Raw genomic sequence first — 12355 nt, forward strand, 5'->3', positions numbered from 1 at the left:
CCAGGCCTTCACCGAGCTGCACGGCGCAGCCTGACCGACCGACCTCCCGTCCGGGCCCGGCACGGTCGCGCCGCTCCCGGACCGCTCCGCCGGCTCGAGCAGCGAGGGGTCCGCGGCGAGGATCCGGAGCTGGAGGTCCACCACCTGCGCCGAGGGCTCGACCCCGAGCTCCGCGACCAGACGCTTGCGCAGCTCCTGGTACACCGCGAGCGCCTCGGCCTGGCGGTCGGCACCGTACAGCGCCAGCATCAGCTGCCCGTGCAGTGCCTCCCGCAGCGGGTGGGCCCGGGTGAGCCCGCGCAGTTCGGCGACCAGCTCCCGGTGCCGGCCCAGCCGCAGGTCCGCGTCGACCCGGTCCTGCCAGGCCTTCATCCGGGTCTCGTCGAGCTGGTGGGCCTGGGCGGCGCCGTCCACGCAGGGCGGCAGGTCGGCGAACGGCGCGCCGCGCCACAGCTCCAGGGCGGTGCTCAGGGTCTGCCGCGCCGTCGCGACCTCACCCGCGCGCAACTGCTCCGCGCCGAGCCGGCACCCCTCGAGGAAGTCCGCCACGTCCAGCTCGCCGGGACCCGTGGTGATGAGGTAGCCCGGCGCCACGGTGCGCAGCCGCAGCCCCGCGTCGTCACCGAGCATCCGGCGCAGGCGCAGCACGTGGTTGCGCAGCCCGGCGGCCGCGGTGGACGGTCGGTGCTCGCCCCACACCGCCGACGCCAGCTGCTCCACCGACACGACCCGGTCGGCGTTCGCCAGCAGCAGCACCAAGACGGCGCGCGGACCGCCCGAGGGCAACACCACCCGGCCGTCCGCGAGGACGACGTTCACCGGCCCCAGCAGGTTGAAGCGCACGGGGTCAGGACGCTCGCTCATCGCTCCCCGCTCCCAGGCACGGATGTTTCGGTGATCTTACAACCCGCCTCGATGCCCGCCCGGTGAGCCCGGTGCGGGCGATTGCGGTAAGTTCTGAGGAACCCATGGACGTCGGTTCGTCAGAAGGCATGCTGCGAGTCGGTCGTGCCCGAATCGCCGAGGTGCAGAGGTGTCGCATGCATGAGCTGATCCTCCGTCACGCGACGGATCACCAGGAGAAGATCGCCTTCGCCGACGCCGACGGCGCGGTGGGCTACGGGGAGCTCGCCCGCCGGACCGCCCGGGTGGCCGGCAACCTGCGGGTCGACCGCGGAAGCCGGGTGGCGCTGTACCTGGGCAGCGGAGTGCCCGCCGTCACGGCAACGCTCGGCGTCTGCCGGGCGTCGGCGGTGGGCGTCCCGCTCGACCCGCGCAGCGCCGACGACGAGCTCCGGTACCGGCTGGCCGACAGCGGTGCCGCCGTGGTGGTCACCGACCGCGAACACCTGGCGCAGGTCCGGCGGGTGGCCGGGGTCGGCGTGCTGACCGTCGACGAGCTGCTCGCGCCCACCGGCACGCCGCCGCGTGACGACCTCGGGCCGGACGAACCCGCCTGGCTGCACTACACCTCGGGGACCAGCGGGGACCCGAAGGGCGTGCCGTCCACGCAGCGGGCCTGGCTGCGGTCGGCGGAGCACGCCTACCGGGGGCTGCTGGGCATGTCCGGCGACGACCACCTGCTCTGGCCGCTGCCGCTGTTCCACGCCTTCGGACACTCGATGTGCCTGGTGGGCGTCCTCTCCCTGGGCGCGAGCGCCTACCTGATGGACCGTTTCACGCCGGACCGGGCCGCCGCCCTGCTCCGCCGGCTGCCGTTCACGGCGCTGGGCGGCGTGCCGACGGTCTTCGGCCAGCTCCTGGACGTCGGGGCGCCGCTGCCGCCGCGCTGCCTGTCGGCCGGGGCCCCGCTGCCGGAGGAGCTGCGGGCCCGGTTCCGCCGCAGCTTCGGCCGCGAGCTGCACGACGGCTACGGCAGCACGGAGGCCGCCGGGAAGATCGCCGTCGACGGCGTCGTGCTGCCCGGGATCGACACCCGGGTGGTGGACGGCGAGATCCAGCTGCGGCTGCCCGGCGCCGGTCGCTGGCAGGCCACCGGGGACCTCGGCCGGGAGGAGGGCGGCCGGTTGGTGGTGACCGGGCGGGCCGGCGAGATGATCATCCGGGGTGGGGAGAACATCCACCCGGCCGAGATCGAGCGGGTGCTGGCCGGCTGCCCGGGCGTCCGGGAGGTGGCCGTGGCGGGCGAGCCCGACGCGGTGCTCGGTGAGGTGCCGGTCGCCTACGTGGTGGGCGAGGTGGACCCGGCGACGCTGCTCGCCCACGCCCGCCGCCGGCTGCCACCGCACCGGGTGCCGGCCGGGATCCGCCCGGTCAGCCGGATCCCGCAGACCTCCTCGGGCAAGCCGGTGCGGCGGCGGCTGCGCTTCCAGTACCTGCTCGACGCGGTCCGGCGGGAGACCGCGGGGATCACCGGCCGGGAGCCCGGGGCGGACCAGCCGTTCGTCGAGGCCGGCCTGGACTCGCTCGGCACGGTGCGCCTACGCGACCGGTTGGGCGCGGAGCTGGGCCTCGCCCTGCCGCCGTCCCTGGTCTTCGACCACCCCACGCCCCGCGCGGTCGCCGAGCACCTCGCCGGCGGGGCCGCGAGCCCGCCGCCGCCCGCCCGCCAGGCCACCGAGCCGATCGCGATCGTGGGCATGGCCTGCCGCTACCCCGGCGGGATCAGCAGCCCCGAGGACCTCTGGCGGGTGGTGGCCGCCGGGCAGGACACCATCACCGAGTTCCCCACCGACCGGGGTTGGCCGCTGGACGAGTTGTTCGACCCGGACCCCGACCGGGTGGGCACCAGCTACGTCACGCGCGGTGGCTTCCTGACCGACGCGGCCGACTTCGACGCCGGGTTCTTCCGGATGTCGCCGCGCGAGGCCCTGGCCACCGACCCGCAGCAGCGCCTGCTGCTGGAGACGGCCTGGGAGGCGCTCGAACGGGCGGGCATCGCACCCGAGTCGGTGCGGGGCAGCACCACCGGGGTGTTCGTCGGCCTGATGTACAACGACTACGCCGGCCGCTTCCGGGGCGCCGCGCACCCGTTGGAGTCCCAGCTCGCCCTGGGCGCGGCCGGCAGCGTGGCCTCCGGGCGGATCGCCTACCACCTCGGGCTGCACGGACCGGCGCTCACCCTGGACACGGCCTGCTCCTCGTCGCTGGTCACCATGCACCTCGCGGCGGACTCGCTGCGGGCCGGCCAGTGCGACCTGGCGCTGGCCGGCGGCGCGACCGTGATGGCCACGCCGGACAGCTTCGTGGTGTTCAGCCGGCAGCGCGGCCTCGCCCCGGACGGACGGGTGAAGCCGTTCTCCGCGGCCGCCGACGGCACGGCCTGGTCGGAGGGGGTGGGGCTGCTGGTCCTCGAGCGGGTGGACGACGCGGTGCGCAACGGCCACCCGATCCTGGCCCTGCTGCGCGGCTCGGCGGTCAACCAGGACGGGGCGTCGAACGGCCTCACGGCGCCCAGCGGGCCCGCGCAGGCGGCCGTGATCCAGCAGGCGCTGGCCGATGCCGGGCTGACCGGCGCCGAGGTGGACGTGGTCGAGGCCCACGGCACCGGCACCGCGCTGGGCGACCCGATCGAGGCGGCCGCGCTGCTCGCCACCTACGGCCAGGACCGGGCGGCTCCGGTGCTGGTCGGCACCGTCAAGTCCAACCTCGGCCACACCCAGGCCGCCGCCGGGGTCGCGGGCGTGATCAAGAGCGTGATGGCGATGCGGCACCGCACCGTGCCGGCCACCCTGCACGTCGACGAGCCGAACCCGCAGGTCGACTGGTCCGCCGGTGCGCTCCGCCTGGTCACCGAGCGGACGCCCTGGCCGGTGGCGGACCGTCCGCGCCGCGCCGGCGTGTCGGCGTTCGGGATCTCGGGCACCAACGCGCACGTGATCGTCGAGGAGTACGAGCAGCTGCGGGTGGTGTTCCGCTTCCCGGGGCAGGGGGCCGGCCCGGGGCAGGAGGCGCAGCCGGGCGGCACCGGACGGGACCTGGCAGCCAGGTACCCGGTGTTCGCCGCGGCGTTCGAGCAGGCGTGTGACCAACTGGATCCGGACCTGGCCGAGGCGGCCCTGTTCGCCCACGAGGTGGCGATGTTCCGCCTGTTGGAGTCCTGGGGGTACCGCCCGGACGCGCTGATCGGGCACGCCGCCGGGCAGATCGCGGCGGCGCACGTGGCGGGCGTGCTGTCGCTGTCCGACGCGGCGCGACTGATCGGTGCCCGCGGGCGGCTGCTGCGCGAGCCGGCGGCGGGCGGCGCCACGGACGCCGTGCTGGCCGAGTTCGTGGCGGTGGCCCGGAGCCTGACGTACCGGGCACCGGACATTCCGCTCATCGGCGCGCGACCGGACGATCCGGACCACTGGGTGCGGGAGGTGCGCGAGACGGTCCGCCTCGCCGACCACGCGGCCCTGGTCGACGGTGTCGCCATGATCGACGGTGCCGCCATGGTCGACGGCGCGACCCTGGTCGACCTGGGTCCGGGCGACGCCCCGGCCGCACCGGTCGAGGGCGTCATCCCCACCGCCGACCCCGAGCAGGCGGTGGCCCGGCTGCGCGGCACCCGCGCCTTCCACCGGCAGCGCTACTGGCTCGACCGCGCAGCCGAGCACCCGTTGGTCGAGTCGACCGTGGTCGTGCCCGGGTCCGGCGAGGTGGTCTGCGTCGCCGACTTCAGCCCGCGGTGGCTGCGCGACCACGTCGTCGGCGGAACGGCGGTCGTGCCCGCCACGGCGATCGTGGAGTTGGCGCTGTACGCCGGGGAACGCACCGGCTGCACCAGCGTCGACGAACTGGTCCTGCACACGGCGATGCGCCTGCCGGAGACCCGGCGGGCCGAGCTCGTGGTCCGTCCGGAGTCCGACGGCACGCGACCGTTCGAGGTGTACGCCGACGGTGTCCGCTGCGCCAGTGGCCGGCTGGCGCTGCCTGTCGGCGGGGGCCGGCCCGCGCCGCAGGTGGAGACCGGCGAGTGGCCCCCGCCGGACGTCGAGGAACTGGAGGTCGAGCACGCCGAGTACGGACCCGCGTTCCGCGGGCTGAGCCGGCTGTGGCGCCGGGGCGACGAACTCTTCGGCGAGGTGCGCGGGGAGTTCCCGGACGCGGGGCGGTTCGCGCTGCACCCCGCCCTGTTCGACGCGGCGCTGCATCCGGCCCGGCTGCTCTCCGACGGCGTGCCGTTCGCCCTGCGCGGCGTGCACCTGCTGGCGCGGGGCGCCACGGCGTTGCGGGTGCGCATCCGTGCGGGGCGGATCGACGTGACCGACCAGACGGGCCGGCCGGTGGCGTGCGTCGAATCGCTGACCGCGCGTTCGGCCGCCATCAGCCGGGGCACGTTGTTCCGCCCGGAGTGGCACCGGGCGCCGGGCCGGGTGCAGGGTCATGTCCTCGAGGTGCCGCCGGGGGTGTCGTCGGGCGGCGCCCCCGATGCCTTCGGCGCCCCCGACGCCCTGGCGCTCGCCCTGCGCGAGCTGCAGGCCGACCACGATCACCTGACCGTCCTGGTACGGCCGGGGGACCTTACCGGAGCGGCGGTGGCCGGCCTGGTCCGGGTCGCGCAGCGCGAGCACCCCGGCCGGTTCACGCTGGCCGAACGCGCCGACGGGCAGGCCGGGATCGTGCATGCCGAGATCGGGCAGGCCGAGATCGTGTCCGAGCGCGCGGAGCTGGTCCCGGTGCCGGGCGGCGGCAGCGCTTTCGGCTGGCGCGGGACCGTCCTGGTCACCGGCGGCGGCGCGCTGGGCCGGGCGGTCGCCGACCACCTGCGCTCGCGGGGCGTGCGGGTCGTGGTCGCCAGCCGCACCGGTGAGACCCGGCTGGACGTCACCGACCGGGCGGCGCTGGCCGCGCTGGTCGACTCGATCGAGGACCTGCGGGCCGTCGTGCACACCGCTGGGGTGCTCGACGACGGGATCCTGACCTCGATGACCCCGGACCGACTGGCGACGGTGTGGCGCCCCAAGGCCGAAGCGGCCTGGCACCTGCACGAGTTGACGGTGGACCGGGAGCTGGACGCCTTCGTGCTGTTCTCCTCGGCGGCCGGCGTGCTCGGTCACGCCGGTCAGGCCAACTACGCGGCGGCCAACAGCTACCTGGACGAACTCGCCCGTCACCGGCGGCGACTGGGGCTGCCCGCGCTCTCCCTGGCCTGGGGCCCGTGGACGATCGGGATGATGGCCGACCGGACCGCGGATCCCGACCTGCTGCCGCTCACCCCCGCCGAGGGCGTGGCGCTCCTGGAGGCCGCCCTCGGCACCGACGAGCCGGTCCTGGTGCCGATCGCGTTCGCCCGCGCGCCCCGGCCGAACACACCCAGGACGCCGAAGACGCCGCAGGCCCGGCGCACACCGGAACCGTCCCCGCCGACCGACCTGCTGGAGCTGGTGTGCGCCGAGGTCGCCGCCGTGCTGAGCTATCCGCACGTGGACCCGGACACCCCGATGCTCGACCTCGGCTTCGACTCGCTGACCTCGATCGAACTGCGCAACCGGCTGGAGGAACGGGCCGGCCTGCGCCTGCCCGCCACGCTGGTCTTCGACTCCGTCACGCCCAGGGCGTTGGCCGAGCAGCTGCGCCCGCCGCCACCCCCGGGCTCGCTCGCCTTCCTCTACCGCAGGCTGTGCGAGCTGGGCCGCCCCCGGGAGGCTATGCACCTGCTCGTCTCGGCGTCGTGGGCGCTGCCCTCGGCGGCGACGCTCCCCGCTGCCGCCCCGCGCCGACTCAGTGACGGCGAAGGCCCGGCGATCGTCTGCTTCCCCGCCTTCGGCTCACCCCCGGGGGAGTACGGCCCGCTGGCCCGCCACCTCCCGAACCTCTGGCTGCTCCCGCACCCGGGCTACCAGGGCGACCCCGTCCCGGAGGACCTGGCCGCCCTGGTCCGCACCCACGCCGCCTCGATCGCTCAACTCGACCGCCCGGTGGTCCTGTTGGGCCGCTCCACCGGCGGCCTGGTCGCGCAGGCCGTCGCGCCGCAGGTCGACGCCGAGGCGGTGATCCTGCTGGACACCCACCCGGTCCGCGACGAGCAGTGGCTCACCGAACTCCCGGTCCGCAGCGCCCTGAGACTCGACGAGCCCGCCCTCGCGGCGATGGGCGCGTACACCCGCATCTTCCTGGACTGGCAGGCTGCGGAGACCACCGTCCCCACCCTCCACCTGCGCCCCGGCGACGTCCCGGGCGACCACCACTCCATCCTCGAGGAGCACGCGACCACGACAGCGGAGGCCGTCCACCGCTGGCTCTCCCCCGGGCGGGGGCCGGTCACCTGACGATCAGGACCACCACCGAGGCAACCCGCTAGGCGGCTGGGGCCACCGGCGGGGCTCGTTCACAGCCTGGTGGCCGGCCAGACGGTCACGGCCGCGGTGACGATGACCCCGGCGTTGAGGGCGATCCGGCGGTCCTCACCCGTCAGGTGGACGGTGATCGCGCCGGTCTGCAGGAGCACGAAGCCGATCGCCGCGGCCGGCGCCAGCGAGGGGGCGATACCGGTCAGCGGCGGCAGCAGCCGGCAACTCAGTCCAGGTCGAACCTCGCCGTGACGGGTGCGTGGTCGCTCCAGCGCTCGGCGTGGGTGGCGGCGCGTTCGACGTGGGCGTGGACGCACCGTTCGGCGAGGCCGGGGGTGGTCATCTGGTAGTCGATCCGCCAGCCCGCGTCGTTGTCGAAGGCGCGGCCGCGGTAGGACCACCAGGAGTAGGGGCCGTCCTGGTCGGGGTGGAGTCGGCGGACCACGTCGACGTAGCCGGCCTCGTCGAGGACGCGGGTGAGCCAGGCGCGTTCCTCGGGGAGGAAGCCGGCGGACTTCTGGTTGGACTTCCAGTTCTTGAGGTCGGCCTGCTGGTGGGCGATGTTCCAGTCGCCGCAGACCACGACCTCGCGGCCGTCGGCGGCGGCGCGGGTGCGCAGGGCGGTGAGGTGGGGGAGGAACTCGGCCATGAAGCGTTCCTTCTCGTCCTGGCGGTCGGTGCCGACTTCGCCGGACGGGAGGTAGAGGCTGGCCACGGTGAGGCCGGGGAGGTCGATTTCCAGATATCTGCCCGAATTGTCGAATTCGGTGGAGCCGAATCCGATCTGGGTGCGCTGCGGTTCGGTGCGCGAGAGGATCGCCACGCCCGCCCGGCCCTTGGTGGCGGCCGGGGCCCAGATCGCGTGCCAGTCGGTCAACTCGCGTACCTCGGGGGGTAGCTGGGCGGCTTCGGCGCGGACCTCCTGGAGGCAGACGACGTCCGCCTCGGTGGCCGCGAGCCACTCGAGGAAGCCCTTCTTGGCGGCGGCGCGGATCCCGTTGACGTTGGCAGTGGTTACGACGGTCACCGGGGCAGCCTACCGGGCCGGGGCGCGGCGACCCGGGAGCAATCCGGGAGCGATCCGGGTGGGACGGGGATGAAGAGGGGCATGCAGGGGCAGGGAAGATGAATGGGGCATGAAAGACATGTCGCGGCCGGGTCAAGCCTTGGCATTGGTCTTGACCATCTCCCGGCGGACGTCCTAGGGTCGCTTACTGCAAAGACCTTTAATAAAGAAGGACGGATAAAGTCCGAGCCCTCACCTGGCAGAACGCGCCCGCCGATCGGCGGCGCGGGGGCCGGGGCGGCTCGGGGCTCGATCGCCCTTCGAGCAAGCCGGCGGTCCCGTCCACAGCGGTCGACGGTCGGACAGGGTGGAGGACACGGTGGGGACAGCCCAGCTCACGGCGGTGCCGGAGCCCAAGTACTGGCACCTGCGCACGGTGCTGCTGCGCGCCATCGACTCGGAGTTCACCACCGGCCAGGTGATCCCCAACGAGCGTGAGCTCTCCGCCCGCTTCGGGGTGGCCCGGGCGACCCTGCGTCAGGCGCTCGACCAGCTGGAGCTGGAGGGCCGGCTGGTCCGCCGCCGCGGGATCGGGACCCTGGTCGCCGCGCCGCGGGTCGGCGTGCCGGTGAGCCGGCGCGAGGAGGGCGAGGCCTGGCAGGTGGTCGACTGCGCGACCGCCCCCGCCTCGGAGCGGCTGGCCGGGGCGCTCGGCGTCGCGCCCGGCGAGGCGGTGCACACGGTGCGCCGGGTCCGGGTCGAGCAGGGGCAGACGGTCGCCACCGAGTCGCTCTACCTGGCCGCCGCGCTGCTGGAGCAGGTGCCCGAGATCCGGCTGTCCGGGGCGCCGGTCGCCGAGGGCGAGGAGCTGGGGCGCGCGGTGCTGCGGCGGCTGGAGCGGCTGACCGTGGACGGCGAGTCGCGGGCGGTCGAGCTGGGCGTCGCCGAGGCCGAGGAGGCCGCGCTGCTGCAGCGTCCGCCGGGCACCCCGGTGCTGGTGGTCACCACCCAGTACGCGGCGGGCGGCCGGCTGGCGGCCCTGGCGGTCTCCACCTACCGCGCCGACACCTGCCGGTTGACCTTCGGCGAGACGGGCCTGGTGGAGGTCACCCCGGTCTCGGCGGTGCGGACGGCTTCGTAAGGGACAGGCGCGGCAAGGCGCAGGACAGACGCAGCAGGGCCCCGGATCGCAGAACGCGCTCCGGGGCCCTCGCGCATCCGCCGGCGCCCCGCTACCCCCGCGAGCCGCCCGGCTGGTCCACCGCGAAGAGCTGCTCCTCCACCTGGTCCAGCGCCACCCGCAGCGCGCCCAGCGCCACCACGTCCTCGCCCAGGGTGGAGAGCGCCACCTCGGGGGCGCGCAGGCAGTAGCGGGCGAGCTGGTCGCGCATCGGGTCGAGGATGTCGTCCAGGCCGGCCGCCCAGCCGCCGACCACCACCAGCTGCGGGTCGATCGCCAGCACCAGGGCGGCGATGTCGTGCACCAGGCGGCGCAGGAAGCGGTCCATCGCCACCCGGGCGACCTCGTCGCCCTCCCGGGCCAGGGTGAGCACCCGGGCGACGGCGGCCTCGTCCAGCGGGTCGAGCGGCTTGCCGGTGGTGGAGAGCAGGCGTTCGGGGCTGGCCTGCTGGCCGAGCAGGTGCAGGGCGCCGATCTCGCCGGCGGCGCCGCCGAAGCCGCGGTGCAGCCGGCCGTTGATCAGCGAGCCGGCGCCGGGGCTGAGACCGGCCAGCACGAAGACCACGTCGCCCATGCCGACCGCGGCGCCCTGCCAGTGCTCGGCGATGGCGGCCAGGTTGGCGTCGTTCTCGATCAGCACCGGGCAGCGGAACGAGCGGCGCAGCCGGGCGCCGAGGTCCAGTCCGGTCCAGCCGGGCATCGCGGTGCCCAGCCGCACCGTGCCGTCCCGGTCGACGATGCCGGGGGTGCCGACGCCGACCGCCCAGAGGTTGTCGCGGGAGATGCCGGCCTTGCGCAGCACGTCGGCGACGGCGGTGCGGACGGCGCCGAGCCGCTCCTCCGCCTCCAGCGTCTCGTCGACCGGGCGGGTGCAGCTCTCCAGTTGGCGGCCGGTCAGGTCGGCCAGCACGATCCGGATCACGTGCACGCCGATCTCGATGCCCAGCGTGTGGCCGGCCTCGGCGCGGAACCGGAACCAGCGGGCGGGGCGGCCGCGCTGGCGGCCGGTCTCCTGGACCTGCTCGACCTCGGCGACCAGGCCGGCCTCGACCAGGCCCTCGATGACGCCCTCGACGGTGGGGCGGGACAGTCCGGTCTCGCCGACCAGCTGGGTCAGGGTGACGGCCTGTCCGTCGCGCAGCGAGCGCAGGGTGACCGCGGCGTTGATCCGACGCAGCAGCGAGGAGTCCCCTCCGGTGAGCCGATCCGCCAAGACACTGCCTTTCCGCGTTCGCGCGACTGCCCCGGCGCGCGGTGAGCAACTGCGGGGCACCCCCGGTGTCCCGCGGCACGGGCCGCCCGGTGACGCCACAGCGGTGTGCCGCACGCCGGAGGGCGTCAGCCGGATCGTACCGGTGACCGATCGAGGCCGCGAGTAAATGCGCAGCTCATGAATGGTTCGAAACCGAAAGTTGACCAAGTGGGGACCGGGCCTGCCAGGGGGAGCCGGCCCGGCCGGGTGCTGCGGTACCGGGTGGGCGGCCGGGTCCACTACGCTCGACGCACCACTACGCTCCGCAACGCGCACCGCCCACCAGCGTGAGCGCGCGTGACCGAAGGAGGACGCCCTGTCCGGACTCGTCACCACCGCCGCCGCCGGTCGACCCGAGGCGACGCCCGCTGCGGCGACAGCGGGCTTCGTGCGCGCGCAGACCCGGCTGACCGAGGTCCCGTTCGTGCCGGAGCTCAGCCTGCACCTGGCCGACGAGGCGATCGAGCTGTGGGAGCGGACCGAGTCGGAGCGCGGCCAGGTCGGGCTGCCGCCGCCGTTCTGGGCCTTCGCCTGGGCGGGCGGCCTGGGGGTGGCCCGGTACGTCCTGGACCACCCCGAACTGGTGGCCGGGCGGGCGGTGCTGGACCTGGCGGCCGGGTCCGGCCTGGTCGGCATCGCGGCGGCGCTGCGCGGGGCGGGCGGGGTGCGGGCGGCGGAGATCGACGCCTACGCGGTGACGGCGATCGGGCTCAACGCGGCGGCCAACGGCGTGACGGTCACCGCCGAGTGCGCGGACCTGCTGGACGGCGACGGAGCACCGGCCGAGGTGGTGCTGGCCGGCGACGTCTTCTACGAGCGGGCGATGGCCGCCCGCTTCCTGCCCTTCCTGGAGCGTGCCCACGCCCGCGGCGCGGTGGTGCTGGTCGGCGACCCGGGGCGGGCCTACCTGCCGCGCGAGCGGTTCACGGCACTGGCCGAGTACCAGGTGCCGGTGCTGGCAGACCTGGAGGACAGCGCGGTCAAGCGCACCACGGTGTGGCGGCTGACCGGCGCCTGAGCGCACCCGGCGAGCCGGCCGTGCCGGGTGGACCGGCTGCCCGCCCGGCGGTGCCCACCGGCGAAATTCCGGGCGGTCGGGTGAGGCCGGCTGGTAGGACGGGTGGATGACCGACTCCGAGCTGATCATCCGTCCGGCCACCGTCGCCGAGATCCCCACGCTGCTCGCCTTCTGGGCCGCGGCGGCCGAAGGCACCAGCATCACCGATGACCCGGCCGGCCTGGCCCGGCTGCTCGACCGCGATCCCGAGGCGCTGCTGGTCGCCACCCGCGGCACCGCGCTGGTCGGCACGGTGATCGCGGGGTGGGACGGCTGGCGGGCCTCGGTCTACCGCCTGGCGGTCGACCCGGCGCACCGGCGCCAGGGGATCGGCGGCGCCCTGATGGCGGCGGCCGAGCAGCGGTTCGCCGCGCTGGGCGGGCGGCGGGTGGACGCGATGGTGCTGGAACGCAACGCGCAGGGGCAGGCCGCCTGGCGCTCGGCGGGCTACCGGCGCGAGGAGCAGTGGCGCCGCTGGGTCAAGCCGCTGGCGGCGGGCACAACACCCGCCGCCGGCTGAACCAGGTCCAAAAGAGAGGGACTAACCCCCGAACGGCACCGCGAAGGCCTCGGTGAACGCCGCGGCGTCCCAGCCGCCGCCGAGCGCCGGCGCGAGCGACGCCGC

Annotated in this window: 7 protein-coding genes and 1 pseudogene; 4 read left to right on the forward strand and 4 right to left on the reverse strand. The window is 75.2% G+C overall.

All coding sequences use genetic code 11. The features are described from left to right. The coding region (locus ACQRUO_RS35175) for an AfsR/SARP family transcriptional regulator (protein WP_428320226.1) at positions 1-864 on the reverse strand (864 nt) is incomplete at its 3' end. A 176-nt stretch (positions 865-1040) separates the two neighbouring features. On the opposite strand from ACQRUO_RS35175, the gene ACQRUO_RS35180 reads away from it, so the two are divergent. Continuing rightward, positions 1041-7214: a beta-ketoacyl synthase N-terminal-like domain-containing protein gene (locus tag ACQRUO_RS35180; RefSeq protein ID WP_428320227.1), complete on the forward strand. Its 6174-nt coding sequence runs from the start codon at positions 1041-1043 to the stop codon at positions 7212-7214. Between the two features lie 59 nt (positions 7215-7273). Here ACQRUO_RS35180 and ACQRUO_RS35185 read toward each other — a convergent pair. Both ACQRUO_RS35185 and ACQRUO_RS35190 read right to left on the reverse strand, forming a co-directional pair. Further along, a pseudogene (locus ACQRUO_RS35185) lies at positions 7274-7453 on the reverse strand (DoxX family protein); the annotation flags it as partial. Positions 7454-7461: 8 nt separating this feature from the next. Continuing rightward, positions 7462-8262 carry an exodeoxyribonuclease III gene (locus ACQRUO_RS35190; RefSeq protein WP_428320228.1) on the reverse strand — a complete coding sequence of 267 codons (801 nt, stop codon included), beginning with the start codon at positions 8260-8262 and terminating at the stop codon, positions 7462-7464. Positions 8263-8620: 358 nt separating this feature from the next. Here ACQRUO_RS35190 and ACQRUO_RS35195 point away from each other — a divergent pair, with 358 nt between their 5' ends. After that, the gene (locus ACQRUO_RS35195) at positions 8621-9382 is read left to right on the forward strand and encodes a GntR family transcriptional regulator (RefSeq protein ID WP_428320229.1); all 762 of its coding nucleotides are present in this window, start codon (positions 8621-8623) and stop codon (positions 9380-9382) included. Between the two features lie 91 nt (positions 9383-9473). Here the strand turns inward: ACQRUO_RS35195 and ACQRUO_RS35200 are convergent, their stop codons facing one another. Beyond that, positions 9474-10634 carry an ROK family protein gene (locus ACQRUO_RS35200; RefSeq protein WP_428320230.1) on the reverse strand — a complete coding sequence of 387 codons (1161 nt, stop codon included), beginning with the start codon at positions 10632-10634 and terminating at the stop codon, positions 9474-9476. 427 nt (positions 10635-11061) lie between these two features. On the opposite strand from ACQRUO_RS35200, the gene ACQRUO_RS35205 reads away from it, so the two are divergent. Continuing rightward, positions 11062-11691, forward strand: coding sequence for a class I SAM-dependent methyltransferase (locus tag ACQRUO_RS35205; protein WP_428320231.1), 630 nt, complete (start codon positions 11062-11064; stop codon positions 11689-11691). Positions 11692-11797: 106 nt separating this feature from the next. Continuing rightward, a complete protein-coding gene (locus ACQRUO_RS35210; protein ID WP_428320232.1) occupies positions 11798-12250 on the forward strand; it encodes a GNAT family N-acetyltransferase in 453 nt (150 codons plus the stop codon). Positions 12251-12355 lie beyond the last annotated feature (105 nt).

The sequence above is a fragment of the Kitasatospora sp. LaBMicrA B282 genome (assembly GCF_050325825.1).
GTDB lineage: Bacteria > Actinomycetota > Actinomycetes > Streptomycetales > Streptomycetaceae > Kitasatospora.